A 26,245-nucleotide genomic window follows, 5' to 3' on the forward strand; every position below is an offset into this window, starting at 1 on the left:
TCAGCGACGCGGATCGGGATCCAAGCCGATCCGGATGCGCGTGCGCTTGCGTTCGATCAGGATGAAGACGACGCCGAGGACCCAGAGGGGAATCGGCATCAGGAATGCGATCCGGAACGCGTCGAGCGAGTAGGTCGCCGGGGTTCCGGCTCCCTGCAGGTCGAGGGCGAGACCGATCAGGAAGATCGCGATGAGCGCGGCGATGAAGCCGCCGGCGTTGGTCACTCCCGTCGCCGTGCTCAGCCGGTGCGAGGGGTTGTGCGTCCGCGCGTGGTCGAACGCGATCATCGACGCGGGACCGCCGGTCGCCAGGGCAACCGCGAGGATGTACAGCAGCCACAGCGGGGCAGGCCCGGGGAGCGCGATGACGACGACCCAGGCCAGCATCTGCACGCCCACAGCGGGCAGCACGAGCGCCATCGACCGGTAGTTCGGGAGTCGCCGGGAGAGGTCGCCGATGACGGGGCCGAGCACCATGCCGGCGATGACGTAGACCGAGATGATCCCCGCGGCGTGGGCGGTGTCGAGGCCCTGAGCCGCCGTCAGGAACGGCATCCCCCAGAGCAGGATGAACGCGGTGCCGGCGAACGGCGACGTGAAGTGCGACCAGAACGCGAGCCGGGTGCCGGGGTGCGCCCAGGCGGCGCGGATGCCGACGCCGGTGTCGATCGCGGATGTGACGACCCGGATCACCCCGGTGTCGGTGTTCACGGTGACGTCGGCATTCCGCTCAGGCGGGTGGTTGCGGATGATCAGGGCGACGAGGATCGCGAAGAGGACGCCGAGGCCGGCGATGCTGCCGAAGGTGATCGTCCACGTCGTCGCATGCAGGAGAGCCGCGAGCGGGACGAGCGCGATCAGCTGGCCCGCCTGCCCGACGATGCCGGTGAACTGCACCATGATCGGACCCCGCTGCGCAGGGAACCAGGTTGCGACGAGACGGAGGACGGCGGGGAAGATCGCGGCGTCACCGGCGCCGAGGAGGATGCGGGCGAAGATCGCGATGCCGACGCTGGGGGAGAGGGCCATGGTCAGCTGCCCTGCGGCCATCAGGAGCATGCCGATCGTCATGATCGGGCGTGACCCGTATCGGTCGAGCAGGACGCCGATCGGGATCTGCATGCCGCCGTAGACGGCGAGCTGGACGACCGCGAAGAGCGCGAGCGTCGACGCGTCTGCCTGGAAGCGATCAGCGGCCTCGACGCCGACCGCGCCGAGCGAGGTGCGGTTCGTGATCGCGAGCACGTAGGCCGCGACACCCACGGACCAGACCAGCCATGCCCGCCACTCCGGCGTCGAGACGGGGGAGCGGGGGACCTGCGACACGCCTCAACGCTACTCCTGTGCAGCCGGGCAGGTTTCGCATCGTCACTCGTGCAAGCGGATGCCCATCACCTGCACTGCGCGAGATTCCGTGACGTGGACGGCAGGATCGATCACAGCCCAGCCGAGCCGGCTGTAGAGCTTCTGCGCCGACCGCGCCTCCTGGTAGCAGGAGAGAAGCGCGGTGCGGTGCGGAAGATCATCGAGGACCGCAGCCATCAATGCTGCCGCGACCCCACGGCGGCGGTGTGATCCGTCGACGGCGAGTTCCTCCACCGAGAAGCACTCCTGGTCGAGCCAGACCTCCTTCACGTCTGGCGGCAGCGCTGCTTCCAGGCGATCCCACCACCAGTCGCCACGGGAGACGCCGGTCCCGAGGACGAGGCCGACCACCCGGTCACCCTCCGTCGCGATGAACAGCCGGAACGACGGCTTCTCGGAGGCACGGCGTCGCACGCGGGAAGTGAAGCTCTCGATGCTCTGCGAGCGCTCCTCGCCGTACGGCGCTTCGGAGAAGACCTCAGCGTAGAGCTCCGCCGCCCGCGCCAGCTGATCGTGGCTGCCGTTCCAGACGGCTATGGTCGTCGAACTCATCCTCACAGCCTGCCAGAGGCGAGAGACGTCGACGGGTGCCCGCATGTCGGCAGCCACCGATACGGTGATCGCATGACGCCTCGACCCGCGCACCATTCCATCGACTACGTAGAGCTCGTCGTGACAGACCTCGCCGCCGCCACGACCTTCTACACCGAGGCTTTCGGCTGGTCCTTCGTCGACTACGGACCGGGCTATGCCGGAATCGCCTCGCCGAGCGGTGACGGGAGCGAGGTGGGAGGCCTGCTGCTCGCCGACGAGGCGCGCCCGGTCGGCGGACCGCTCGTGCTGCTGTATTCGACCGATCTCGAGACGACGATGGACGCCATCGTGGCAGCGGGAGGCGCGATCCTCCAGCTGCCCTACGAGTTCCCCGGTGGGCGGCGCCTGCACTTCGCCGATCCGAGCGGCAACGAGCTCGGAGTGTGGGCCTCGCAGTAGACGAGACCCACGACGTTCAGGTGAGCCGTCCGGTGAGGTGGACGGTCACGTCATCACCGTCGGTCTTCCCGATCCTCTTGCGGATCGCTGCGGTCACCGGCAGCTTGTGTGTGCCGTCGCCCAACGCCATGAAGGCGCCCCGGAACGGCTCTCCGTCCACTGTTCCGACGACCTTGACGAGCCCGCGCGTACCGAAGACGGATGCGGAGTCGGGGAGCTGGACGCAGGTCCACGTGTCTCCGTCGCGCACCTTGCCGAGCGTGGCGACGAACGTGATGTCGAGCGGTGCGAGTGTGGTCATGATGTCCTCCGGTTCTGCGATCAGACGAAGAGACCGACGATGACGCCGATCAGTGCGAGCTTGACGACCCAATCGACGAGGTGGATAGCGGCCGCCGAGACGGCCGTGTTCTCGTGTATGACGCCACCCATGAGCAGCGTGAGCGGCAGCACGGAGAGAGTGAGGCCCAGGAGCAGCCCCGGGACGGCTCCGTGCCACTCCGCGCACACCAGGATCCCGGCCATCAGGCACGCGGTGATGATGCTGCGCAGGACGACGGACGCCATCTGGGCGGCCATGGACAGCCCGGGCCGCGGCGTGCTCGTGCGGCTGATCGTGGCCGAGACGGCGGGGATCGCGTACAGCGCCGCACTGGCGATGAATGACGCGACGGTGGCGACGGCGATTCCGAGAATGAGCATTTCGACTCCTTTAGTACCGACTGGTACTCAGACTAGACTGGTCATTTAGAACCGTCAAGTACTAAAGTGGCAGCATGACGACAGAAGCTCGCGCACCGGGCCGACCCGCAGGCCTCACGGGGGAGGATCTCCTCGCGGTGGCGCGCGACGTGTTCTTGGAGCGCGGGTACGGGGGAGCCTCCATGGAGGAGGTCGCCAGACGAGCACGGATCTCGAAGGCGTCGCTCTATCGCGAGCACCCCTCGAAGTCGGCCCTCTACGAAGCAGTGGTCCGCCACTGGGCATCCGCCGGTCGCGACGCGATGCGCCCGGCTCTGGAGCGGCTGCAGGCGGCGGATGATCTTCGGCAGGGGCTCGCCGAACTGGCGGAGACGATGCGCCTCGGCATCCTGAGCGAACCGGTGCTCGCCATGCGCCGTCTCGTGACGGCGGAGGCCGTGACGCAACCCGAAGTGGCGAGAATGTACCTCGAGGAGAGTTGGAACACCAACATCCGGAACCTCGCCGAAACGTTGCGCACGGTAGCGGCAAGGCATGGGCTTCGGATCGACGATGTGGATGCTGCGGCCGCGGACCTCACGTGGCTCGTGATCGGAGCGCCGCTCAACGCCCGCCTGCTTGCCGGCGACATCGAGGCCCCGCCGGTGGATCGCGCTGTCGACCTTTTCCTTGCGGGCCACCGGCGGCCGTGAGCAGCGCGGAAGCGAGCGCCGGCCCCGATGACCGCGGAACGGGTGGGGCCCGTAGTCTTTGCGGATGCTGTTCTCTCTCACCGGTGCGAGTGGCGCAGGCAAGTCGACGGCGTTGGCGCATCTCGCGAAGGTGACCCGGTCGGAGCCGATCCGCTGCGTCGAGTTCGACTCCATCGGCGTCCCGGCCTTCGCGAGTGAGGTTCACCTGCGCTACCGAGTGCTCGCGTGAGCAGGTCCGTGGCGGGGAGATCAGTTGATGAGCTTCAGGAAATGACTGACCTGAGCCTCGGTCGTACCGGCCGGGTTGCGGAGGAAACCGCCGTTCCCGGGCAGGAGCATGGTCAGCCAGAACGCCGCCCAGAGAGGCCGGTACGCGAGCATCCGCTCCCGTTCATCCGCCGACAGCCCGACGGCAGTCGAGAGCGCGTCGGGATCGAACACATTACCCAGGCGCCCCGCGAGATGCTCGACATGATCGGCCAGATCATACGCCGGATCGGTGAGTCCGCCGTCTTCGAAGTCGACGAGGCGGCACGTGCGGCCGTCCCAGAGGATGTTCGCGGGATTGAGATCCGCGATTCCGAGCCCGACGAGTCGTGGGGTCGGGAGGACATCGGGCTGGCTCAGCCAGTCGTGCGCGGCCGCGATGCCGTCGGCGACCCGAACGGCATCCAGGCAAGGGGAGAGGTCGTACGTGTCGCTCAGCCACGCACCGAGCGCCTGCGGAAGTGTCGAAGGGCCGTAGCGGCGCTCCACGATCCCCGCGGCAGCGATGTCCTCGACGGGAATGTCGTAGAGTCGCCGCAGCGTCCGCCCGAGCGAAGACGTCTGCTCAGCAGTGAGCGGCTTGTCGCCGAGCGGCACGCCGGGTATCCGCTCCATGATCACCACGGGGTACTCGTCGTCAGTGGTCCGCCCCAAGGGCCGCGGGGTGATCCCCGGAACCTGTTTCCAGACGAGTTGCAGACAGCGCCACTCACGATCGGCTTCGCCGTCTGCCCAGCTCAGAAACCTCTTACGAACCACCGTGTCGGTGATCTGCAGATCGTGCGTGTGGGAAGGCATACCGCACAGCCTAGGAGAGGCCATCGCTGTGCTCCTCGCGCTCTGCACCGGCCGGCGCATGTTGATCGAGGAGAGGCGGAGGAGCTCGCACCATTCGCAATCTGACATAATGTGCATTATCGGCTTATGCTCGCGGAGGCACGATGAGGCCGATCGCTAGGCTTCATCGTGTGACTCCACGCAACGTCGAGATCGACTGGGAAGCCGCGCGACGCGCGAATCAGCAGAACTGGGATGATCGGGTTCCGCTGCACCAAGCGGCATACGGGCTCGAGGCCTATGACGACCCGACGTATCTCAGCGACGTCGTGCGACACGATCTTCCCGTCCTCGAGTCGTTCCTGTCATCTGGGAGCGTCTCCGGTCTGGATGTGTGCCACCTGCAGTCCCACATCGGGACAGACACGGTCTCACTGGCTCGCGCGGGCGCCACAGTCACCGGCGTGGACTTCTCACGGCCCGCCCTCCGTGCCGCTGCGGAACTCGCGAATCGGACGGGCACATCCGCCACCTGGGTGGAGACGGATGTGCTCGACGCCCGAAACGTCGTCGAAGGTCACTTCGACGTGGTCTACACGAGCATCGGGACGATCACATGGCTGGCGGATCTGGATCGGTGGGCCGCGCAGATCGCCGCTCTGCTTCGCCCGGGCGGCACCTTCTTCATCCGCGACGGGCACCCGTCGCTCTACGCCTTGGACGAGGAAGCCACGTCACTGACGATTCGCTACCCGTACTTCGGCGATGGCCGAGCTCAGCAATGGGATGACGCGTCCACCTACGCCGGAGACGGCACCGTGGCGCATCCGCGCACCTTCGAATGGCCGCATCCGCTGTCGGAGATCCTCGGCGCGCTGCTGCACGCCGGGCTCCGCCTGATCCATTTCGATGAAGGACGCACGTTGCCGTGGCAGTTCAGCCCTCGCATGGTCGAGGTCGACGGCGGCTGGGCGTGGCCCGATTCCGAACGCGACCTCGTGCCCTGCACATACACGATCGTCACGCGTCGGGACTGAGACCCGCTCTCGGCAGTCAGTCCTTCGCACCATAGAGGTGCTCGCGGAGGACACTCGCGGCTGCTCCCGCCGCGCTCTCCCCCGGCGCCGCATCGACTCCGGCGGTGAAGATGACATCTCCATGATCCGCGTACAGCGACCATTCGGCGGAGAAGACGTCGTTCCCACCGTCGTGCCAGTAGATGCGGCCGAGGTCCGGAACGTCCTGCACCACGAGTCCGTACCCGTAGAAGCTCGATCCGGCATCGTCCTCGGCGATGTGCGGCTGCTGAAGCCGGTCCAGGGACGCAGGCGAGAGCAGGCCGCCGCTCGTCAGCTCCTGGAGGAAGCGGACGAACGTGGGCGCCGTGGTGACCAGGCCGCCGTTGCCGACGAGGTTCCAGGAGACCTCATGCGCACCCCAACTCGCTTCGCGAACGCTCTCGCCGCTCGTGGAGCGCATCGACAGCTCATCGACGTACTCCGACAGGTACCCGATGCCACCGATCCCCGCGGGGGCCAGAACCTCATCCCGCAGGTACTCCTCGTAGGACTTGCCGCTGCGCACCTCGATGATGGCGGCGAGGATCGAGTAGCCGACGTTGGAGTAGGCATATCTCGTACCCGGAATCTCGATCGACGGCGATGCGAACGCGCGTCTCAGCAACTCGTCTCGATCGATCTGCTCGAAGTCGTCACCGACCGATTCGGGCAGGCCACTGCTGTGCGTCAGCAACTGCTCGACGGTGATGTCCGACTTGTCGTCGGGCACACCGGAGAAGATCTCCGCCAGCTTCTCGTCGAGACGGACGCCGGACTGATCGACGAGCTTCGAGATGGCCACGGCGGTGACCGTCTTCGTGATCGAGCCGATGTCGACCAACGTCTTCTCGGCCGGGATGCTGTCTTCCTGCAGTGCACCGAACTCTCGCACCGCAACCGGCGCCCCCTCCACCGACACGGCGGTGACCACCGAGGCGTCAGCGCGGTCCAGCGCACCGTAGGCCGCTTCGAGGTTGCTCAGCCTCGATGGTGAAGACGCCTCAGGCGCCGGCGCACTCGCGCACCCCGTGATGGCGAGCACGAGAACGGTGAGCGAGAGACCTCTGACGAGACGGGACACGTCCCGATGTTAGATCGGGACGACGCCCGGTGCGGAACTCATAGCAACATGAGAACGACCTCGGGGGCAGCCCATAGGTGCGGTCGCTGTCACGCCCCGACGTACTCTGCCAGGTGCTCCCCCGTCAACGTCGTCTTTTGGGATACCAAATCCGCGGGTATGCCCTCGAAGACCACTGTGCCTCCGTCGTGGCCCGCGCCCGGACCGATGTCGATGATCCAGTCGGCGTGCGCCATCACGGCCTGGTGGTGCTCGATCACGATCACGGTCTTCCCCGAGTCGACGAGCCGATCGAGAAGACCGAGGATCTTGTCGACATCGGCCAGATGAAGACCCGTGGTGGGCTCGTCGAGCACGTAGATGTCGCCCTTCTCCCCCATCTGGATGGCCAGCTTGATCCTCTGCCGCTCTCCCCCGGACAACGTCGACAACGGCTGACCGAGTGACAGGTATCCGAGTCCGACGTCGTCCAGACGGCCCAGGATCGCGGTCACCGCCGGGATCTTGGCCTCGCCCTCGGCGAAGAAGACCCTCGCCTCCGAAACCGGCAGGTCCAGCACCTCGGTGATGTCCTTGCCGGCCAGCTTGTATTCCAGGACGCTCGCCTGGAACCGCTTGCCGCCGCAGTCCTCGCAGGGCGTCTCGATGGTGTCCATGAAGCCGAGTTCGGTGATGATGACCCCGGCGCCCTTGCAGGTCGGACACGCTCCCTCGGAGTTCGCGCTGAACAGAGCCGGCTTGACGCCGTTCACCTTGGCGAAGGCCTTGCGAATCGGCTCGAGCATGCCGGTGTACGTCGCCGGATTGCTCCGGCGAGAGCCCTTGATCGCTCCCTGGTCGATCGCCACCACACCGTCGCGACGCGAGACCGAACCGTGGATGAGCGAGCTCTTCCCCGACCCTGCGACCCCGGTCACGACCGTCAGCACTCCGGTCGGGATGTCGACGTCGACGTTCCGGAGGTTGTTCTCGGTGGCTCCGCGCACTTCGATCGCGCCGTCGCTCGCGCGCACGGATCCCTTCAACTGCGCGCGGTCCTCCAGATGATCGCCGGTACGCGTGCCGCTGGTCTTGAGCCCCTCGACCGTCCCCTCGAAGCAGATCTGTCCCCCGGCGCCGCCGGCTCCCGGCCCCAGGTCGATCACGTGATCGCCGATGGCGATGGTCTCGGGCTTGTGCTCGACGACGAGGACCGTGTTCCCCTTGTCGCGCAGTTTCAGCAGCAGGCTGTTCATCCGCTGGATGTCGTGCGGGTGCAGTCCGATCGTCGGCTCGTCGAACACATAGGTGACGTCGGTCAGAGAGGATCCGAGGTGGCGGAGCATCTTGATCCGCTGCGCCTCTCCCCCGGAGAGCGAGCCGGAGGGCCGCTCCAGACTGAGGTAGCCCAGTCCGAGCGTGACGAACGCGTCGAGGTTCGCGCTGAGAGCCTCGAGCAGCGGACCCGCTCCGGGCAGATCGAGTCCCCGCACCCACGCGGCGAGGTCCGTCACCTGCATCCGACACGCATCCGCGATGCTGACGCCCTCGATCTTCGACGAGCGAGCGCCCTCGGTGAGTCGCGTCCCATCGCACTCCGGGCAGACCGCGAAGGTCGCGACCCGTTCGACGAAAGCACGGATGTGGGGCTGCAGCGCGTCGAGGTCCTTCGACAGCATCGACTTGGTGATCTTCGGGATCAGGCCCTCATAGGTCATGTTGATGCCGGAGATCTTCACCTTCGTCACCTCGCCGTAGAGAAGGAGGTGGCGCTGCTTCTCGGTGAACTCCGCGATCGGCTTGTCGGCGGGATAGAAGCCCGACGCCGAGAAGCCCTTCACCATCCATCCGTCGGCGGTGTACCCGGGGACCATGATCGCTCCCTCGTCGAGCGACTTCGACTCGTCGACGATCTGGGCGAGGTCGAGGTCGGACACCGCTCCCCTGCCCTCGCATCGCGGGCACATCCCGCCGAGGTAGATCGCGTCCTTCACGATCTTCTTCTCGCCTCCGGGCCCCGTCATCACGCCGCTCGCCCGCTGGGTCGGGATGTTGAAGGAGAACGCCGTCGGTCCTCCGATGTAGGGCGAGCCGAGCTTGCTGAAGAGGATCCGGAGCATCGCGTTCGCGTCGGTCACCGTGCCGACCGTCGAACGAGGGTTGGCGCCCAGGCGCTCCTGGTCGACGATGATGGCCGTGGTCAGCCCGTCGAGGACGTCGACGTCGGGTCGCGGCACCGACGGCATGAACCCCTGCACGAACGCGCTGTACGTCTCGTCGATCATGCGCCGGGACTCGGCGGCGATCGTGTCGAACACGAGCGAGCTCTTGCCGGACCCGGAGACGCCCGTGAACACCGTGAGGCGGCGCTTCGGGATGTCGACGCTCACGTCTTTCAGATTGTTCTCGCGCGCGCCCTGCACGCGGATCAGGTCGTGGGTGTCTGCGGGATGCTCGGCGGTCATCGGCGTCCTTCGTTGTCGTGGCTGATCGGTCAGCCGGCCTGATTGATACGGAGCAGATTTCCTGCCGGGTCGCGGAAGGCGCAGTCGCGCACCCCGTACGGCTGATCCATCGGCTCCTGGACGACGTCGGCGCCTCCTTCGACCAGGCGCTCGAACAGCCCGTCGAGATCGTCGCTCGCGAGTGTCAGCGCACCGTAGCTGCCCTTCGCGATGAGTTCCAGGATGGTCTGCCGCTCCGTGTCGGTGATGCCGGGGTCGGTGGCCGGCGGATGGAGGACGATCGAGGTCTCGGGCTGGCCGGCAGGACCGACGGTGAGCCAGCGGAGGCCGTCGTACCCGACGTCGTTGCGCACCTCGAAGCCGAGGGTGTCTCGGTAGAACCCGAGAGCCGCATCGGCGTCGGTGTGCGGGAGGAAGGCGTAGTGGATGCTGATGTTCATGGTGTTCACGGTGCTCACGCTAGATGCGCATCGGTGCGCGGTGCTTCTTGATTCCTGATCGGTCTGGTCACGTGCTTGGCCTGGAAGGACGGGATGCCGTCGACGTTGGCGGCGCGTTCACGGTACACCCGGGGTGAGACACCGACCAGCTCCGTGAACCTGGTGCTGAAGGTTCCGAGCGACGAGCATCCGACTTCGAAGCACACCTCGGTCACGGTCAGGTCGCCTCGTCGCAGCAGGGCCATCGCCCGCTCGATGCGCCGGGTCATGAGATACGAGTACGGCGACTCCCCGTACGCCTCACGGAACTGGCGGCTCAGATGCCCGGCGGACATGTGCACTCCCCTGGCGAGCGCCTCCACGTCCAGCGGCCGCGCGTACTCGCGGTCGATGCGATCTCTCACCTTCCGCATCACGGCGAGCTCGCGCAGGCGGGCGTCATCCATGGCAGTCACGAGACGATCCTGCCACGTCACCAGGCGTCACGGGGTGACGTTCTGCGACGCGCGGTCGGAGCATCTTCCACAGGCGATCCTGAGAGCGCTACCCTGAGGGGCATCCCCACAGGATTCTCTCAGAAAGGGTCCACACCATGTCCGAAACACTCCCCGAAGCGAAGTCCCTGTTCAAGTCGATCCGTGTCGCGCTGGCCGTGTCCGGCGTCGTCGCGCTCATCGCCGGACTCGTCCTCCTGATCTGGCCGGTGAAGTCCGCGGTCATCGTGACGGCGATCTTCGCCACCTATCTGATCATCGCCGGCCTGGTCTACATCGGCCTCGGCATCTTCTCGGGCGCGAAGGGCGGATGGTCGCGCGTCGGTCACATCGTGCTCGGTCTCGTCTACATCGTCGCCGGTGTGATCGCGTACGCCAACCTCGGCGCGGCAGCCGCGACTCTCGCATTCGTCGTCGTCATCTTCATCGGCATCAGCTGGATCGTGGACGGCGTGGTCTCCCTGTCGCTCCTCGGCCGCGACGGCTCCCGCGTGTGGACGCTGCTCTACGCGCTGCTGAGCATCATCGCCGGCATCATCGTGCTGTTCTCGCCGATCATCGCCGGCCTCGCGTTCTGGCTGCTGCTCGGCATCTCGCTCGTCGCGCTCGGCATCGTGCAGATCGTGCGCGCGATCACCCTCGGCAAGGACGAGAAGGCCTTCACCGCCGCGCAGGAAGGCGCTCCGGCCTGACCGACCAGAAGACACGGATCGGCCCCGCTCTGCGAGAAGCAGAACGGGGCCGATCGCCGTCCAGAGAGGTCCTACTCGGCGGCGAATGCGCTGACGTCGCCGACGAGCCTGGTGTTGTCGGCCGGCACAGGGTCGACCGCGGCCTTGGCCACCTCGGCCGCGAACTCCGAGACGTTGTAGAGCTTGCCTGCCGACTCGCGGCGCTCCGCGATCGCACCGGGGTTGGCGCGCTCGAGAAGCGTCGCCGTGATCGTTCCCTCGATCATGTCGCCGGACACGACGGTGAAGCCGATGCCCTTCTCGGCGAGGCCGGGGATGAGCTCACGGAGCGCGTCCTCCCCCGCACGCTTCGAGAGCGCGACGGGCTCGTACTCGGGCATCGTCGGCGTGGTGCGGATGAAGTGCGCCTGGTGGCTGGTGACGAACACCACGCGAGCGCCCTCGCCGAGCAGCGGCGTCGCCGCGTTCAGCACGTTGAGCTGCGCGTCGCGGTTCAGGGTGAGGGCGTAGTCCTCGGCCATCCCCGATTCCATGCCGCCGGAGGCGTTCAGCACCAGGACATCGAGCCGGCCGTATTCGGCGCGGATCGCGTCGAACATCTCGGCGACGGATGCCGGATCGGTGAGGTCGGCGCCGACTACGAGAGCGCGACGGCCGAGCTCGCGCAGCTGCGCGGCGAGCTTCTCGGCTCGGGGCGCCTTGTTGCGGAAGTTGATGACGACGTCGGCGCCGGCCTCGGCGAGGTAGCGCACCGTGTCGGCGCCGATCCCCCGCGATGAGCCGGTGACAAGGGCGACCTTGCCGTCGAGAGATCCTGCGGGAAGAACGTCGGTCACGATGACTCCTGGAGATGGGTGAGAAGCCGTGATCGCACGGCTCTCACACACTATCAATCCGGCTCGGCGACTCCCGAGAGCGTCGACGGCGCGTGATAGGTTGACCGCAAAGGAGGCCGCATGAACGACTTCTCCGTCTTCATCGAACTGATCGACAACTGGGCGTGGATCGGTTGGCTGGTCCTGATCGCACTCTTCCTCGTGATCGAGATGCTGACCCTCGACTTCACCTTCCTCATGCTCAGCTTCGGCAGCGCGATCGGCCTCGTCAGCGATCTCGTGGGGTTGCCCATCTGGGCACAGGTTCTCATCGCGGCCGCAGCCGCCGCCCTGTTCATCCTCTTCCTCCGGCCGCCACTGCTGAAGCGGCTGCGGCGCGGGGAAGATCCGACGAAGTCGAACGTCGACGCGCTGATCGACCTGCGCGGCATCGCTCTGCACGACATCACCCAGATCTCCGGCCAGGTCAAGCTCAGCAACGGCGACACCTGGACCGCCCGCACATCCACCTCAGTGCCGATCCCCCAGGGCTCACCGGTCGCGGTCACCGCGATCAACGGGGCGACCGCCACCGTCCGTCCCGTTAATGACTAGGAGAAACACATGAACGACTCCTCGTTCATCCCCGCCGCCATCGGCTGGATACTCGTCATCGCGGTGATCATCTTCGTGGTGGTCACCCTCGCGCGCTCGATCCGGATCATCCCGCAGGCGACAGCGGGCGTCGTGGAGCGGCTCGGCCGGTACCACAAGACCCTCATGCCGGGTCTGAACCTCCTGGTCCCCTTCATCGACCGACTCCGCCCCCTCATCGACATGCGCGAGCAGGTCGTCTCGTTCCCGCCGCAGCCGGTGATCACCGAGGACAACCTCGTCGTCTCCATCGACACCGTCGTCTACTTCCAGGTGACCGACGCCCGCGCCGCGACCTACGAGATCGCGAACTACCTCGGCGCCGTCGAGCAGCTCACCACCACGACACTGCGAAACGTCGTCGGTGGTCTGAACCTCGAAGAGGCTCTCACCAGCCGCGACAACATCAACGGCCAGCTGCGCGTCGTGCTCGACGAGGCGACCGGCAAGTGGGGCATCCGCGTCGGCCGCGTCGAGCTGAAGGCCATCGACCCGCCGATCTCCATCCAGGACTCGATGGAGAAGCAGATGCGCGCCGAGCGTGACCGCCGTGCCGCTATCCTCACGGCAGAGGGAACCAAGCAGTCCGCGATCCTCGAAGCAGAAGGTGCGCGTCAGGCCGAGATCCTCCGCGCCGAGGGCGACAAGCAGGCCGCGGTGCTCCGCGCGCAGGGTGAGGCCGAGGCGATCCAGAACGTCTTCACGGCGATCCACCAGGGCGCTCCGGACGACAAGCTCCTCGCGTACCAGTACCTGCAGATGCTGCCGAAGATCAGCGAAGGCCAGTCGAACAAGCTGTGGATCATCCCGAGCGAGCTCACCGAGGCGCTGAAGGGCATCGGCAGCGCATTCACGCCGAAGCCCGGCCAGGGCCCGACCAACACGCTCCCGGGCGCGTGACGCACCCGTACTTCTCGAAGGCACGGCATCCCCGAGTCCTCGCTCACCGCGGTCTGATCACCGCGGCGGGCGAGGATTCCGGCGTGTGGGAGAACACGGCGGCGTCCTTCGCCGCCGCGCACGCCGCCGGTGCCGACTACATCGAGACGGACTGCCAGGTGACGGCCGACGGCGATGTGGTGCTCTTCCACGATGCGACGATCGAACGCCTCCTCGGGGATCGCCGCGCGGTGCGGGAGGTGCGAACGAGAGAGCTCCGCAGCGTCTTCGCCGACCACGGCGGTCTGCTCACGGTCGCGGAGGCGCTCTCCTCGTTCCCGCAGATCCGGTTCAACATCGACGTGAAGACGGATGCCGCCACGGAGCTTCTGGGCCCGATCCTCGCGGACCACACGCACCGGGTGCTCGTCACGAGCTTCTCCGACGCTCACCGTCGCGCCACGATCGCCGCCGTCATGGGAGCGGGAGCCTCACTCCGGCCCGCCACGTCGGGTGGAAGCCGCACCATCGCCGCATTGCGTGCGCTGTCATCCCTGCGCCTCTCCCCCGCCCGGGTCCTCCGCGAGATCGATGCGCTGCAGATCCCGGAACGGCACGGCGCGCTCACGGTGCTCACCCCGCACCTCCTGCGTGCCGCGCACCGCTCCGGCGTCGAGGTGCACGTCTGGACGGTCAACGATCCGGCGGAGATGCAGCGCCTCGTGAGTCTCGGCGTCGACGGCGTCGTCTCCGATCGCGCCGACGTCGCCCTGGCCGCTCTCCACCCCGCCGAAGGCTCTCGACGCGCTCTATAACCTCCTCCGCTGGGATTACGCTGTGAATCCCGCCGGGAAACCGCCCGCGTGGAGCAGGCGCACAGGCTGGAGCGTTATACCTGACAGCGACGAGAGGACCACAAAATGGCAGATCGCAGCCTGCGCGGCATCCGACTCGGCGCCCAGAGCCTACAGAGCGAAGAGGGCGTCGTTTTCATGGAACGCCGCGAGACCCAATACTCCTGTGACACGTGCGGACACGTCACGAACCTGATGTTCGCGGCCGACGCCGAGCCGCCGCAGACCTGGGAATGCCGCTCCTGCGGAGCGGACGCCCGCCTGAACGTCGACGGCCAGGCCGTCACGCTCGAGGTCACCGACGAGAAGGCCGCTCGCACCCACTGGGACATGCTGATGGAGCGTCGCACCCGCGCCGAACTCGAGGAGCTCCTCGAGGAGCGTCTGGCCTTCATCCGCGCCCGCCGCGGTGCCGGCGAAGACCCGACCCGCGAGAAGATCGGGGCCTGACGGCCTGACTCACGAAGCAGCAGGGCTCGTTCGAGCCCTGCTGCTTCTGTGTGTGAGGCGCGTGCGGGTCACACCTGTTGGTCGCGCCTCCGCGCGCGCCACCACGCCACGAGGAGCGCGACCAGCCCGCCCCAGACCAGAAGCTGCTGCACCCAGGGGCCCAGGACGACACCGGCGGTCAGCCCGGTGCGCAACGAGACGTCCTCGAGCATCGCGCCCGCTTCTCCGGCATCCAGGCTCGTCACGGTCGATCCGTCGGGGCGGATGATCTGGCTCGTGCCGACCGTCGAGATGTTCACGACGCTGCGACCGGTCTCGATCGCACGCATCCGCGCGAAGGCCAGCTGCTGCAGATTCTCATCGGTGCCGCGGAAGTCGGCGTTGTTCGTCTGGAACACCAAGACCTGAGCTCCGGCGTTGACGCCCTCGGTGATCACGTCGTCGTAGATCACGTCGAAGCAGATCGCGAGCCCGACGGCGACCCCGTCGACGTCGATGACAGGCGGATTCTCGCCTGGTGTGTACTCCCGCTGGATGAGCCCGATCAGGTCGGGGGCCAGGGCGTTGAAGAAGGCTCGATCCGGCACGTACTCGCCGAAGGGCACCGGATGACGCTTGTCGTGGAGCTGCGTCGCTCCCCCGGCATCCGTCCACAGCATCGACGTGTTGAAGTAGCGCTCATTCCGCCCGGTCGCCGCGTTCGCGAGCAGCGGCGCATCGATCCGGGTCGTGATGAGCGTCATCCGTCGGGCCAGCGCCTCGTTCTGGAACGGATCGGTGTCGAGCGACCCCTCCGGCCAGACCAGCAGGTCGACGTCCTCGCCGTAGAGCGGTGTGGTGGCATCGGTCTGCGCGTCGATCACCGAGAAGGGCTCGCGCTGATCGAAGTAGCCCGTGGGCCCGTTCCCCTGCACGGCGGCGATGCGCATCGAGCCGGCATCCGTCGTCGGGAAGAGCGGAGTGAAGAAGAGGACGATCACGAGCGCGGCCGGCACGAGGAGTCGGAGCGGAGTCCGCCATGCCCGCAGCCGCACGATCTCGACCAGCATCGCCACCAGGAGCACCATGAGGAATCCGAGGCCGCTGACGCCGAGCCACGACGACAGCGGGGCCAGCGGGCTCTCCGCCTGGCTCATGCCGATGCGGGCCCACGGGAAGCCTCCGTAGGGGAAGGACCCGACGAAGACCTCGCGGCCGACCCAGAGGGCAGCGACCACCACCGGGACGCCCACCAGGCGTCCCGCGGTCCCTGGGAACGCCCGGGGCATCCAGCGGTACGCCAGCGCCGTCAGGATCAGGGCCACCGCCGTGAGCCCTCCCTCGACCACGCTCAGCGCCGCCCAGGGTATCGGACCCAGATAGCGCGAGGTGAAGGACACCAGGAGACCGAACAGCACGATCCCGTAGACGAGGCCGACCAGCAGGGCTCCTCCGGGACGCCGGCCGATGAGTGCGACGAGCAGAAGAGCAGTGGCAGGGAACGCGAGGATCCAGATCGCGGTCTCCGGGTAGGCCAGATTCATCAGGAACGCCGAGAGCGCCGCAGCGATCACAGCCACCCAGAGCGGCAGGAGAGGGCGCTGACGCGCAGGGGACTCAGACATCCCTCTCATTCTCACATCGACGAGTAGGCGACGATTCCGCGCCGGACGCCGTCGAGCGCCGTGCGGGCCGTCCGTGCGAGCGCGCCGTCCTCCGCGACGATCGACAGCTGGTCGAGAAGATCGATCGTCTGCTTCGCCCAGCGCACGAAGTCGCCGGCCGCCATGTCGGCATCGACGAGCACCCGATCGAGCATTCCGCCGCGGGCCCAGGAGTGCATCGCGCCGGCGAGGCCGGCGGCGAGAGGTTCGGAACCGGGCAGGTGATGATCCTTCTCGAGATCGTCGAGTTCAGCCCAGAGCGTCGTGGTCTTCTCATACGCCGTCCGGAACGCACCGCGAGGCAGTCCCCGCTCCCCCGAGTTCGCCTCGTCGCGTCGGGGCTCGTACACCAGGCAGCAGGCCATAGCGGCGAGCGATGGGGCGTCGAGTCCGTTCCACAGCCCCTGGCGCAGCGACTCGGCGACGAGCAGATCGCGCTCCCCGTAGATGCGCCGCATCGTGCGCCCGGCCTCGGTCAACGCGGTCTCCCCGGATTCCTCGGAGAGGTAGTCCAGCGTCTCGAGAACCTCCACCACGCGGTCGAACACGCGCGCGACGGTCCCGGTGCGCGTCTCGATCTGGCGCCGGGTGCGGTCGGTCTGGCGCTTGAGCTTCCAATAGCGCTCGGCCCAGCGGGCGTGCGCCTCCCGATCGGGGCAGCGGTGGCAGGGATGCCGCTGCATGGCGGTGCGCAGCGACTGGATGCGCTTCATCCGCTTGTCGCGGGAGGCGCGCGGTGCGCCGGAGTCCTGACGGTTCTTCTTCTCGAGGTCGCTGAGCTCGCGCCGGATCGCCGCATACTCGGGGAAATCTCCGTGCTCGCACGCCATCGACTTCTGATACCCGGCGAGGGACTCCTCGGCTTCCCGGACCTGACGTGCCAACCCGACGACGGCCCTGTCCGCTTGGAACTGCGCGAAGGACGACTCGAGGATCTGCCGAGCGCGCGCTTTGCCGAACAGGTCGATCAGGTTGACCGCCATGTTGTACGTCGGGCGGAAGCTGGAGTTCAGCGGGTACGTGCGCCGCGATGCCAGAGCCGCGACGGCCTGGGGATCCATGCCCTCGGTCCACTGGACGACCGCGTGGCCCTCGACGTCGATCCCGCGACGGCCGGCGCGTCCGGTGAGCTGCGTGTACTCGCCCGAGGTGATCGCGACACGGGCCTCGCCGTTGAACTTCTCCATCTTCTCGAGCACCACGGTGCGCGCGGGCATGTTGATGCCCAGCGCCAGCGTCTCCGTGGCGAAGACGACCTTGACGAGCTTGAGACGGTAGAGCTCCTCGACGACCTCCTTGAAGGCGGGCAGGAGTCCGGCGTGGTGGGCGGCGACGCCCCGCTCCAGGTTCTCCAGCCAGTCCCAGTAGCCGAGGACGCCGAGATCCTCTTCCTGCAGCGACCTGGTGCGCTCCTCGACGATGGCGCGGATCTCCGCCTTCTCCTCCGGCGAGGTCAGCCGGATGCCCGATCGGCGCACCTGCTGCACCGCGGCGTCGCAGCCCACGCGGCTGAAGATGAAGAAGATCGCGGGCAGCAGGTTCGCCCGCTCGAGGAGCTTGATGACATCGGGGCGATCCATCCGCTCGATGCGGCGGACGTTCGAGGGACGCACCGGGCGCTGGCCGCCACGCGGCGGTCGCTTCGCCTGTCGGCCGGCGTGCCTGTTGCTGATGTAGGACTGCGTCCGGCGATTGTTCTCGTAGTTCGAACCCGTGAAGGAGCGGATCCGCATCAGCTCCTGATTCACCTGCGCGGTCGCGATACCCGCGCGATCGTCGAAGAGCGGCAGCAGATCGTCCCGGACGAGCACGTGCTGTTCGAGCGGGACGGGCCGGATCTCCGAGACGATCACCTCGGTGTCGCCGCGCACGGTGTCGAGCCAGTCGCCGAACTCCTCGGCGTTCGACACCGTGGCGCTCAGCGAGACGAGCCGCACATGCTGCGGCAGGTGGATGATGACCTCTTCCCACACCGCGCCGCGGAACCGGTCGGCGAGGTAGTGGACTTCGTCCATCACGACGTAACGCAGATCGCGGAGCGCCGCCGAGTCGGCGTAGATCATGTTGCGGAGCACTTCGGTTGTCATCACCACGATGCGAGCGTTGCCGTTGATGTTCGTGTCACCGGTGAGCAGGCCGACCTCGTCGGGGCCGTACACCTCGACGAGCTCTCGGAACTTCTGGTTCGACAGCGCCTTCATCGGCGTCGTGTAGAACGCCTTGTCGCTCGGCGTCTGCATCGCGAGGTGGATCGCGAACTCGCCGACGATGGTCTTCCCCGCGCCGGTCGGCGCCGCGACGAGCACGCTGCGGCCGGCCTCCAGAGCATGACAGCCGGCGACCTGGAACGGGTCGAGCTCGAACCTCTGACGCGCGGCGAACGCGTTCGTCGCCGGGTGCTCAGCGGCCTCTCGTGCGGCCGCGTAACGCTCGGACGGCGAACTCATACCGGGTCCGGCAGAAGCCCCGCTGCGGCGTCGCGCTTGCGCTTTCGGCGATCGAAGAGCAGGGAGAGCCCCGCGGCCGCGAAGAACAGGACGATGAGGATGCCGGCCAGCATCAGCATGCTGATCACGTCGGCTGCCGGAGTCGCCAGCGCCGCGAAGACCGTCGCGATGATGATCGCGATGCGCCATCCCTTGAGGATCGCTCGCCCGGACATCACACCGGCGAAGTTCAGCGCGACCAGGAAGACCGGGAGCACGAACGAGACGCCGATCACGATCATCAGCTTGAAGATGAAGTCGTAGTACTCCTGCGCCTGGTAGAAGTTCGTGCCGCCCTCGGGCGTGAATCCCCACATCAGCTCGATCACGTGCGGCATGATCACGATGCCGAGGTAGCACCCGGCGAAGAAGAGCGGTACGGCGGCGGCGATGAAGCCGATCGTGTACTTGATCTCCTTGCGGGTGAGCCCGGGCATGATGAACGCCCAGATCTGCCACAGCCACACGGGCGCGGAGATGAACAGGCCGATCGAGAAGGCGATCCGCATGCGCATGTCGAAAGCGGCGGTCACGGTGCCGAAGTTCAGTGCGCTGAAGTTGTCACCGCGCTTGTCCATGATGACGCGGATGGGTTCCGTGATCAGATGGATGACCGGATCGGCGATGATGAACGCGACCACCATGCCGACGACGAGCGCGAGCGCCGCGTACATCAGGCGCTTGCGCAGTTCGACGAGATGTGCGCCCAGCGACATCCGCCGATCCCGATCCGCCTTCTGCTTCACGGTCGGTTCGATGGTTGCCACGGTCGGTCAGGCGCGAGGCGGAGTCTCAGGGTCGACGCCGGAGTCCTTCACCGTGGTGGGCTCGGCGACGACGGCGTCGGTGCGCGTCGCGTCCTCGTCCTTCATGGCCTTCATCTCGCCCTTGAAGACGCGGGCCGACTGGCCCATGCTCTTCGCGAGCGCCGGCAGCTTCGCAGCACCGAACAGAAGGAGGATCACGGCGAGCACGATGAGCAGGTGCCAGCCTTGCATTCCAGCGAACATGTCAGGATTCCCGTCTTCGGTAAGCTTTCGCCCCAGTCTACAGATCAATCCTCGTGATCGGGGCGGTGATAGAGCGCGAGTCCGGATGCCGCCCATTCGCGGGTCGACGACCGTGCCACTCCGGGTTCCAGAACCTCCATGGCGCCGCCGAACCGTGCGGCGAGGCGCTTGATGCCACGCGGATCGGCCAGATGCACGTGCGCGGTGACCGAGCCGTCGACGGCTTCGAGCGTCGTGGCAGGCAGGAATCCGCTGAGCAGCGGGGCGAACCTCTCGGAGACGCGCACCGTCACCTCGCGCTCGTCGTCGAGACCGGCGAAGGGCTCGGGAACCTGATCCCCGCCGTGGGTGATCGGGATATCCGTGAGCTGGGGCTCGCTCACGCGATCCAGGTGGAACGTGCGCATCGCCTGGCGCAGATGGCACCAGCCCTGCAGGTACCACTGCGCGTTGGTGATCAGGATCTGCACCGGATCGACCGTGCGCGTCGTCGGCGCCGCATCCGGCGCCTGGTACGTGAACGAGATGGCGACGCCGTCCTGCAGCCCGCGTGCCACGACCTCACGCACCTCGTCGACCGCGCTCGGGGCCACCACGACATCGGCGGGCGCGTCGGCTGCGCCGCGCGACAGCTTGGAGATCAGCCCTGCGACGAGCCCGGAGTCGGAGACCGCGGGAACGGCCGCGACCATCTGCAGCCCGGCGAGCAGCGCCGCGGCCTCGCGCGCCGTGAATCGGGGCACCCGGCGGAGCGCGACATCGTTCGTGATCTCGATGACGTCCTCGAGATCGAGGAGGTCCCAGTTGATGTCGAACATCTCCTGCGGCTGCTGCCAGTATCCGGATTCGCCGGGCAGTCCGATGACCGTGAGCTTCTCGACCATGCCGCGCATCTCCTGCGGCGTGACGCCGAACTCCTCCGATGCCTCGGCGAGCGACACCTGGCCGTGCTCGAGCAGGTAGGGCACGAGGGTCAGGTAGAGCCGCACGCGATCAGCGGCGAGCAGGGGCTTGGGCTGGGCGCTCATCGTGCCTCCTCGCGATCGGCGTGGGCGTCGACGACGGCCTGAAGACGCGCGATGACGGCATCCCGCAGCGTCGCCGGCTCGACCACGCGCACCTCGGGCCCGTACGAGGCGAGCTCGTCGGCGAGGATGTGCAGGTCGACGAACGGCACCGTGATGCCCTGCGCAGCCGGCGTCGCACGCCGACCGAGCCGCAGGGCGGCCTCGGTGCCCGGCGTGACCTCCAGCAGCGCGGCGTTCTCCGCCGCGACACGGTCGAGTCCCGCGAGCGCACGCTCCCCCGCACCGTCGCGCAGCGACGGGTCGAAGGTGGTCGTCGTCACCTTCACATCGCCGACGATGCGGCTGAGCAGGAACATCCGGTCCTCGTCGATGTCGACATCCACGCCGAAGACGTGCCAGCGCGCTTCGTAGTCGACGAGCGCCAGCGGACGGATGCTGCGCCGACGCGGCACCGCCTCACCGGGCTTGAGGTAGTCGAAGACGACGACCCTGCTCTTCTCGATGGCGTCCTGCAGCGGCGCGAAGGCCGCATCGCGGGCGGTGATCCGAGGTGCGAACCCGATGATCGGCTCATCACCGTCGATGCCCAGTGCCCGGATCTTGCGCACGCCGGACTGCGCGTCGCCGGACGCGGACTCAGCGCTCCAGACGCTGCCCGCGAGACGGAGGACGGCCAGTTCGGCCGGGGTGAACTCGATGTCGGCGGGCAGATCGTATTCCGCCTGCGGAATGCGATAGCGCGCCTCGCGGAGGTCGTTCGGGTCGGCGGCGTCGCCGATCGTCTCGATCGGCACCCCGAGTGAACGCAGCTCCTCCTTGTCGCGCTCGAACATCTTCTCGAGGGCGTCCGACCGCGTGCCGGCATCGGCGCGCTGACGGTATCCCGAGACGTTGTCGAGGATCTGCTGCTTCGTGAGCCCGATCTCCGTGGCCATCAGCGCCACGACGAGATTCGTCAGGCGCTCCTCCGCGGGGATCCGGGCGGCCATCACTGCGTGGGCGCCGTCACTGCGCCCAGGATGTCGATGACGTAGACGATGGCCGCTGCACCCTCGGCGCCCGGGGTCACCACGAGGAGCTGGGAGCCGACGGTCTTGCCGACGAGCTCCTCGGCGACGGTCGGCACCGTCGATGCGAGGTCGCCGCTCGGGCCCTGTCCCCATGTGCTGTTGACGACGCTCTTGTCGTCCCAGTTGACCGCGGTCACGTTGACGAGCGGGATCTGATCGGCACCGACCTTCTCGCCGTCGCCCTTGATGAGGGTCTGCACGACCTGCTCCTTCGGCGCGGCGCTGTCGGGGACGATGATCCCCGGAGTGCCGTCTGCGGCGCGGACCACGGTCGGCATGCCCTGGGCGTCGTTGAACTGGAGCGAACCCTCGGCCTTGGACAGGAACACGTCGAGCACGTCGATGACGAACACCATGTTGTCGTCGTCGGAGAGGCCGAGGCCGGACAGCGCCTCCTTGCCGAAGTCCTCCGGCGTGAGACCGGCGACGATGCGCGAACCCTCGGTCGCGCACTCGAATGCCTTGGCGAGCCCGGGCGACTGCGATGCCCAGTAGTCGGCGTTGGAGACCTGGCCCTTGTCCTCGTCATAGGCGGTCGCGTAGACCTTCTCGCCGGTCTCCCCGCTGAAGATCGAGAGCTCGACGGTGAGGGCCTGCTGGCCGTTGACGATCGTGCGGCCGTCTCCGACGGTGATGTCGGCGTAGGACGACTTCTTCAGGTGCAGCGGCGAGAAGACAGAGACGTCGGGGGCTGCGCCGAAGTCGCCTTCGACGGTGACCGCGTCCTGGATGTCGTTCGCGTCGGCGCTGCGATCGCACGCAGCGCCGTCGTAGGAGGCCGACGCGGTGCAGCCTGTCAGGGCGAGGACGGCGAGGCTGAGGGAGGCCAGAACGGCGGACGTTTTACGCACGCGCTCCAGTCTATTCCGTCGCGTGCTCCGATTCGCGCGCAGCAGCAGCAAGGCGCGCCCCCTCGGCCGCCTTGCCCGCCTCTCTGGCGCGCTTGCGCAGATTCTTGTCGTTGATCTCGCGGTCGCCGACGGCACCAGGGGTCCAGGCCTCCACGTCGTGGTCGCCGTAGCTGCTCTTCGACGCGCGGCGCTTGACCGACGGGGCCACCGCGCCGGGAGCGAGACGGCGGGCGGTCAGCAGGAAGCCGGTGTGCGCGACCATCCGGTGGTCCGGGCGCACCGCGAGCCCTTCCACGTGCCAGCCGCGCACCATGGTCTCGGACGCATCGGGGTCGGTGAAGAGCCCGGTTCCCCGGATGTACTCGGCGACGCGCGAGAGCTGGGTGGCCGTCGCGATGTAGCAGAGCACGACGCCACCGGGCGTCAGCGCCTCCGCCACGGCGTCGATGCACTCCCAGGGGGCGAGCATGTCGAGCACGACGCGGTCGACGGTTCCCGCCGGGGCCTCGGCGGGCAGTGATTCGACGAGGTCGCCGACGACGACGCGCCAGGTGTCGGGGTGCTCGCCGAAGAACGTCTCGACATTGCCGCGGGCGACGTCGGCGAAGTCGTCGCGTCGCTCGAACGAGATCAGCTGCCCGACCGGCCCGATCGCGCGGAGGAGCGACAGCGACAGCGCCCCGGAGCCGACCCCGGCCTCGACGACTGTGGCGCCGGGGAAGATGTCCGCCTGCATGACGATCTGCGCGGCATCCTTCGGATACACGATCGCGGCGCCGCGCGGCATCGACATCGCGAAGTCCCGCAGCAGCGGACGCAGGGCGAGATAATCGTGCCCCGAGCTGTTCGCCACCACCGAGCCGTCCGGAAGACCGATGAGATCACGGTGACGGAGCACACCCTGGTGCGTGTGCAACTCGCCGTCCTCGCGGAGGGTCACGGTGTGGAGACGGCCCTTCGGACCCGTCAGCTGGACGCGATCACCCACGCGGAAGGGCCCACTCGGTCGCTGGGCAGCGGAATCCGTCATCGGGTGACCTCCGTCATCGCGCTCTTGGCGTCGAACAGGTCGCCGAGGTCCGACACGCCTCGCCCGGCGAGCGTCGGCCAGAGCTCGTGGGCTCCGAGATCGTCCAGCGGGACGATGTGCGGCACGCCGAGCGTCACGGCGCCGGAGGCGAGGCCCGCGCGCACTCCCGTCGGCGAATCCTCGATCACGACGACCTCGGTGATGTCGACGTCGAGAAGGGCGGCGGCCTGCAGGTACGGCTCGGGGTGCGGCTTGGGATTGTCGACGTCGTCTCCGGCGACGACGATGTCGAACGCCTCGAAGTCGATGAGGTCGACGACGTTCAGCGCCATCCTGCGGAGGGACATCGTGACCAGCCCGGTGGGGATGCCGGCGTCCCTGAGCTCGGCGAGAAGCTCGCGCGCGCCCGGTCGGAACGGGACGCCCTGGGTGCGCAGCGACTCCTGCACCACATCGGTCAGATGAGCGACGATCGCCTCCGGCTCCATCGCGACGCCCGCGTTCTGCAGGATGATCGCGCTGTCGATGAGGCCGCTCCCCACCAGTTGCAGAGCATCTTCATGGGTCCACGACCCGCCGAAGGACTCCACCAGCGACGTCTCCGCCGCCATCCAGTACGGCTCGGTGTCGACCAGTGTTCCATCCATGTCCCAGAGGACTGCGCGGGGCTTTCTGCTCACTGAACCCATGCTAGCCCGGTGCCGCCCACATCCCGCCGCCGCGGACTAGCCTGGAGGGATACGTCCTCGATCTCGAAGGGAGCCCATGATGGATGTTCTCGGTTCACGCATCGTCATCGCCGCCTTCGACGGCTGGAACGACGCGGGCGAAGCAGCCAGTGGCGCCGTCGAGGCGCTGCGTTCGTCGTCGGAGTACGAGCTCGTGCATTCCGTCGACCCCGAGCTGTATTTCGACTACCAGTACACGCGACCGTCGACGCAGATGGATGCGGAGGGGCGCCGACAGCTCAAGTGGCCGGAGGCCGGCCTCTGGCGGCCGCGCGACCCCGGCCCCGGTCCCGAGTTCTGGCTGCTCACCGGCGTGGAGCCGGCGCGCACATGGCAGGCGTTCGCCTCGGAGTTCATCGACATCGCCCTGCGCGACGACATCACCGGACTCGTGACAATGGGCGCCATGCTGGCGGATGTCCCGCACACCCGCCCGATCTCAATCTTCGCCTCGAGCCAGAACGAGCAGGTGCGGGAGGCTCATGGCCTCGAGCGCTCGCTCTACGAGGGGCCGGTCGGCATCCTCAGCGTCTTCGAGCACTTCGCCGAGAGCGCGGGAATCCCGACCGCTGGTCTGTGGGCGAGCGTGCCCCACTACGTCGCCTCGGCCACGCCCTCCCCCAAGGTCACCCTCGCGCTCCTCGATCGCCTCGAGGAGCTCACCGGCGTCGACGTCGACCGACAGCACCTGCGCACGGAGGCAGCCACGTGGGAGGCGTCGATCGATGCCGCCGCATCCGAAGACGAGGACATGGCCGAGTACATCCGCCAGCTCGAGCGCACCCGCGACACCTGGGACTCCCCCGAGGCATCCGGCGACGCGATCGCGCAGGCGTTCGAACGCTACCTGCGCCGCCGGGGCGACGCCCCCGGCGATCACAAGCGCTGACGCGGCTCAGGCCGCGATCACTCCGGTGCCGAGCAGGATCAGCAGCACCGTGCCGAGCAGGATCCGGTAGATCACGAACGGCAGGAAGCTGCGCTTCGAGATGAAGTTCATGAAGAACGCGATGACGCCGAGCGCGACGACGAACGCGATGCCGGTCGCGGCCAGCGTGTCGCCGAACGAGAAGAACGAGGGCTCTCCCCAGCTCTTGAACACCTGATAGAAGCCGCTGCCGAAGACCGCCGGGATCGCGAGCAGGAAGGCGTATCGAGCCGCTGCGGCGCGCTCGTATCCGAGGAAGAGTCCCATCGTGATCGTGCCACCGGAGCGGGAGACGCCGGGGATCAGAGCGAGAGCCTGCGCGAATCCGAACGCGATGCCGTGCGGGTAGGTCAGGTCGCCGAGCTTGCGACGCTTCGCCCCGACGTGGTCGGCGACGCCGAGCAGGATGCCGAACACGATCAGCATGATCGCCACGATCCAGAGCGAGCGGAACACGGTCTCGATCTGATCCTGGAAGAACAGGCCGAGCACGACGATCGGGATGCTGCCGATGATGATCATCCAGCCCATCCGCGCGTCCGGGTCGCTGCGCGGAACGCGTCCCGCGAGCGAGCGGAACCACTGCGAGATGATGCGCACGATGTCACGCCAGAAGAAGACCACGACGGCTGCCTCGGTGCCGATCTGGGTGATCGCGGTGAACGCCGCCCCCGGGTCCTCCCCCGACGGCAGGAACGTGCCGAGGATGCGCAGGTGGGCGCTGGAGGAGATGGGCAGGAACTCTGTGAGTCCCTGGACGATGCCGAGGATGAGGGCTTCGAGCAGGTGCATGGAGGGCCTTCTGGTGAGGGGA

Annotated in this window: 30 protein-coding genes; 10 read left to right on the forward strand and 20 right to left on the reverse strand. The window is 67.6% G+C overall.

From position 1 onward, the window contains the following. Both LBN7_RS19665 and LBN7_RS19670 read right to left on the reverse strand, forming a co-directional pair. Complete coding sequence (locus LBN7_RS19665) at positions 1 to 1,326, reverse strand: nitrate/nitrite transporter (RefSeq protein WP_407360572.1); 1,326 nt, start codon at positions 1,324 to 1,326, stop codon at positions 1 to 3. A gap of 42 nt (positions 1,327 to 1,368) precedes the next feature. After that, positions 1,369 to 1,917, reverse strand: a complete 549-nt coding sequence (locus tag LBN7_RS19670; RefSeq protein WP_341945416.1) for a GNAT family N-acetyltransferase — start codon at positions 1,915 to 1,917, stop codon at positions 1,369 to 1,371. Positions 1,918 to 1,989: 72 nt separating this feature from the next. On the opposite strand from LBN7_RS19670, the gene LBN7_RS19675 reads away from it, so the two are divergent. Next, positions 1,990 to 2,358, forward strand: coding sequence for a VOC family protein (locus LBN7_RS19675; RefSeq protein WP_341945417.1), 369 nt, complete (start codon positions 1,990 to 1,992; stop codon positions 2,356 to 2,358). Positions 2,359 to 2,374: 16 nt separating this feature from the next. Here LBN7_RS19675 and LBN7_RS19680 read toward each other — a convergent pair whose 3' ends face one another. Next, complete coding sequence (locus tag LBN7_RS19680) at positions 2,375 to 2,659, reverse strand: DUF1905 domain-containing protein (protein ID WP_116634972.1); 285 nt, start codon at positions 2,657 to 2,659, stop codon at positions 2,375 to 2,377. 20 nt (positions 2,660 to 2,679) lie between these two features. Next, positions 2,680 to 3,060, reverse strand: coding sequence for a DUF1761 family protein (locus LBN7_RS19685; RefSeq protein ID WP_407360573.1), 381 nt, complete (start codon positions 3,058 to 3,060; stop codon positions 2,680 to 2,682). A gap of 74 nt (positions 3,061 to 3,134) precedes the next feature. Here LBN7_RS19685 and LBN7_RS19690 point away from each other — a divergent pair, with 74 nt between their 5' ends. Both LBN7_RS19690 and LBN7_RS19695 read left to right on the forward strand, forming a co-directional pair. Continuing rightward, positions 3,135 to 3,752, forward strand: coding sequence for a TetR/AcrR family transcriptional regulator (locus LBN7_RS19690; RefSeq protein ID WP_407360574.1), 618 nt, complete (start codon positions 3,135 to 3,137; stop codon positions 3,750 to 3,752). 64 nt (positions 3,753 to 3,816) lie between these two features. Continuing rightward, the gene (locus LBN7_RS19695; RefSeq protein ID WP_407360575.1) at positions 3,817 to 3,981 is read left to right on the forward strand and encodes a hypothetical protein; all 165 of its coding nucleotides are present in this window, start codon (positions 3,817 to 3,819) and stop codon (positions 3,979 to 3,981) included. Between the two features lie 20 nt (positions 3,982 to 4,001). Here LBN7_RS19695 and LBN7_RS19700 read toward each other — a convergent pair whose 3' ends face one another. Next, positions 4,002 to 4,817, reverse strand: a complete 816-nt coding sequence (locus LBN7_RS19700; protein WP_407360576.1) for an aminoglycoside phosphotransferase family protein — start codon at positions 4,815 to 4,817, stop codon at positions 4,002 to 4,004. 170 nt (positions 4,818 to 4,987) lie between these two features. On the opposite strand from LBN7_RS19700, the gene LBN7_RS19705 reads away from it, so the two are divergent. Beyond that, positions 4,988 to 5,833 carry a class I SAM-dependent methyltransferase gene (locus tag LBN7_RS19705; RefSeq protein WP_407360577.1) on the forward strand — a complete coding sequence of 282 codons (846 nt, stop codon included), beginning with the start codon at positions 4,988 to 4,990 and terminating at the stop codon, positions 5,831 to 5,833. Between the two features lie 16 nt (positions 5,834 to 5,849). Here the strand turns inward: LBN7_RS19705 and LBN7_RS19710 are convergent, their stop codons facing one another. From LBN7_RS19710 to LBN7_RS19725, 4 genes are all read right to left on the reverse strand, one after another. After that, positions 5,850 to 6,935 carry a serine hydrolase domain-containing protein gene (locus LBN7_RS19710; protein WP_407360578.1) on the reverse strand — a complete coding sequence of 362 codons (1,086 nt, stop codon included), beginning with the start codon at positions 6,933 to 6,935 and terminating at the stop codon, positions 5,850 to 5,852. An 89-nt stretch (positions 6,936 to 7,024) separates the two neighbouring features. Beyond that, the gene (locus LBN7_RS19715; protein WP_407360579.1) at positions 7,025 to 9,379 is read right to left on the reverse strand and encodes an ATP-binding cassette domain-containing protein; all 2,355 of its coding nucleotides are present in this window, start codon (positions 9,377 to 9,379) and stop codon (positions 7,025 to 7,027) included. A gap of 29 nt (positions 9,380 to 9,408) precedes the next feature. After that, on the reverse strand, positions 9,409 to 9,819 hold the full coding sequence (locus LBN7_RS19720) for a VOC family protein (RefSeq protein WP_116635400.1): 411 nt from the start codon (positions 9,817 to 9,819) through the stop codon (positions 9,409 to 9,411). Positions 9,820 to 9,833: 14 nt separating this feature from the next. Then, entirely contained in the window at positions 9,834 to 10,265 is a 432-nt protein-coding gene (locus LBN7_RS19725; RefSeq protein WP_207769954.1) for a helix-turn-helix transcriptional regulator, read from the reverse strand. A gap of 146 nt (positions 10,266 to 10,411) precedes the next feature. Between LBN7_RS19725 and LBN7_RS19730 the strand changes: the two genes are divergently transcribed. Continuing rightward, positions 10,412 to 11,005 carry a DUF308 domain-containing protein gene (locus tag LBN7_RS19730; protein ID WP_341945424.1) on the forward strand — a complete coding sequence of 198 codons (594 nt, stop codon included), beginning with the start codon at positions 10,412 to 10,414 and terminating at the stop codon, positions 11,003 to 11,005. Between the two features lie 71 nt (positions 11,006 to 11,076). Here LBN7_RS19730 and LBN7_RS19735 read toward each other — a convergent pair whose 3' ends face one another. Continuing rightward, on the reverse strand, positions 11,077 to 11,841 hold the full coding sequence (locus LBN7_RS19735) for an SDR family oxidoreductase (protein WP_116634979.1): 765 nt from the start codon (positions 11,839 to 11,841) through the stop codon (positions 11,077 to 11,079). 120 nt (positions 11,842 to 11,961) lie between these two features. On the opposite strand from LBN7_RS19735, the gene LBN7_RS19740 reads away from it, so the two are divergent. From LBN7_RS19740 to LBN7_RS19755, 4 genes are all read left to right on the forward strand, one after another. After that, positions 11,962 to 12,435: an NfeD family protein gene (locus LBN7_RS19740; protein WP_407360580.1), complete on the forward strand. Its 474-nt coding sequence runs from the start codon at positions 11,962 to 11,964 to the stop codon at positions 12,433 to 12,435. Between the two features lie 9 nt (positions 12,436 to 12,444). Continuing rightward, the gene (locus LBN7_RS19745; RefSeq protein ID WP_341945425.1) at positions 12,445 to 13,374 is read left to right on the forward strand and encodes an SPFH domain-containing protein; all 930 of its coding nucleotides are present in this window, start codon (positions 12,445 to 12,447) and stop codon (positions 13,372 to 13,374) included. Further along, entirely contained in the window at positions 13,371 to 14,168 is a 798-nt protein-coding gene (locus LBN7_RS19750; RefSeq protein ID WP_407360581.1) for a glycerophosphodiester phosphodiesterase family protein, read from the forward strand. Before LBN7_RS19745 ends, LBN7_RS19750 begins: the two co-directional genes overlap by 4 nt. Before the next feature lie 105 nt (positions 14,169 to 14,273). Beyond that, entirely contained in the window at positions 14,274 to 14,657 is a 384-nt protein-coding gene (locus LBN7_RS19755; RefSeq protein ID WP_116634983.1) for an RNA polymerase-binding protein RbpA, read from the forward strand. 68 nt (positions 14,658 to 14,725) lie between these two features. Here LBN7_RS19755 and lnt read toward each other — a convergent pair whose 3' ends face one another. From lnt to LBN7_RS19800, 9 genes are read right to left on the reverse strand one after another with little or no spacing between them, the layout of a single operon-like run. Further along, the gene (gene lnt / locus LBN7_RS19760; protein ID WP_407360582.1) at positions 14,726 to 16,261 is read right to left on the reverse strand and encodes an apolipoprotein N-acyltransferase; all 1,536 of its coding nucleotides are present in this window, start codon (positions 16,259 to 16,261) and stop codon (positions 14,726 to 14,728) included. An 11-nt stretch (positions 16,262 to 16,272) separates the two neighbouring features. Further along, entirely contained in the window at positions 16,273 to 18,747 is a 2,475-nt protein-coding gene (locus LBN7_RS19765; protein WP_407360583.1) for a DEAD/DEAH box helicase, read from the reverse strand. Beyond that, positions 18,744 to 19,502, reverse strand: a complete 759-nt coding sequence (gene tatC / locus LBN7_RS19770) for a twin-arginine translocase subunit TatC (RefSeq protein WP_116635401.1) — start codon at positions 19,500 to 19,502, stop codon at positions 18,744 to 18,746. The genes LBN7_RS19765 and tatC overlap by 4 nt, the downstream gene beginning before the upstream one ends. 57 nt (positions 19,503 to 19,559) lie before the next feature. Next, the gene (tatA, locus tag LBN7_RS19775; protein ID WP_116634986.1) at positions 19,560 to 19,796 is read right to left on the reverse strand and encodes a twin-arginine translocase TatA/TatE family subunit; all 237 of its coding nucleotides are present in this window, start codon (positions 19,794 to 19,796) and stop codon (positions 19,560 to 19,562) included. Positions 19,797 to 19,840: 44 nt separating this feature from the next. Beyond that, the gene (locus LBN7_RS19780; protein ID WP_407360584.1) at positions 19,841 to 20,824 is read right to left on the reverse strand and encodes a helix-turn-helix transcriptional regulator; all 984 of its coding nucleotides are present in this window, start codon (positions 20,822 to 20,824) and stop codon (positions 19,841 to 19,843) included. After that, on the reverse strand, positions 20,821 to 21,813 hold the full coding sequence (locus LBN7_RS19785) for a YafY family protein (protein ID WP_116634988.1): 993 nt from the start codon (positions 21,811 to 21,813) through the stop codon (positions 20,821 to 20,823). The genes LBN7_RS19780 and LBN7_RS19785 overlap by 4 nt, the downstream gene beginning before the upstream one ends. After that, entirely contained in the window at positions 21,813 to 22,745 is a 933-nt protein-coding gene (locus tag LBN7_RS19790) for a hypothetical protein (RefSeq protein ID WP_116634989.1), read from the reverse strand. Before LBN7_RS19790 ends, LBN7_RS19785 begins: the two co-directional genes overlap by 1 nt. 10 nt (positions 22,746 to 22,755) lie before the next feature. Then, entirely contained in the window at positions 22,756 to 23,775 is a 1,020-nt protein-coding gene (locus LBN7_RS19795; RefSeq protein WP_116634990.1) for a tRNA (adenine-N1)-methyltransferase, read from the reverse strand. Next, the gene (locus LBN7_RS19800; RefSeq protein WP_116634991.1) at positions 23,772 to 24,464 is read right to left on the reverse strand and encodes an HAD family phosphatase; all 693 of its coding nucleotides are present in this window, start codon (positions 24,462 to 24,464) and stop codon (positions 23,772 to 23,774) included. Before LBN7_RS19800 ends, LBN7_RS19795 begins: the two co-directional genes overlap by 4 nt. 79 nt (positions 24,465 to 24,543) lie before the next feature. Here LBN7_RS19800 and LBN7_RS19805 point away from each other — a divergent pair, with 79 nt between their 5' ends. Then, positions 24,544 to 25,392, forward strand: coding sequence for a PAC2 family protein (locus LBN7_RS19805; RefSeq protein WP_116635402.1), 849 nt, complete (start codon positions 24,544 to 24,546; stop codon positions 25,390 to 25,392). A 6-nt stretch (positions 25,393 to 25,398) separates the two neighbouring features. On the opposite strand, the gene LBN7_RS19810 is transcribed toward LBN7_RS19805, so the two are convergent. After that, the gene (locus LBN7_RS19810) at positions 25,399 to 26,223 is read right to left on the reverse strand and encodes an undecaprenyl-diphosphate phosphatase (protein ID WP_116634992.1); all 825 of its coding nucleotides are present in this window, start codon (positions 26,221 to 26,223) and stop codon (positions 25,399 to 25,401) included. Between the last annotated feature and the right edge of the window lie 22 nt (positions 26,224 to 26,245).

It is taken from the genome of Microbacterium sp. LBN7, assembly GCF_045690345.1.
GTDB lineage: Bacteria > Actinomycetota > Actinomycetes > Actinomycetales > Microbacteriaceae > Microbacterium.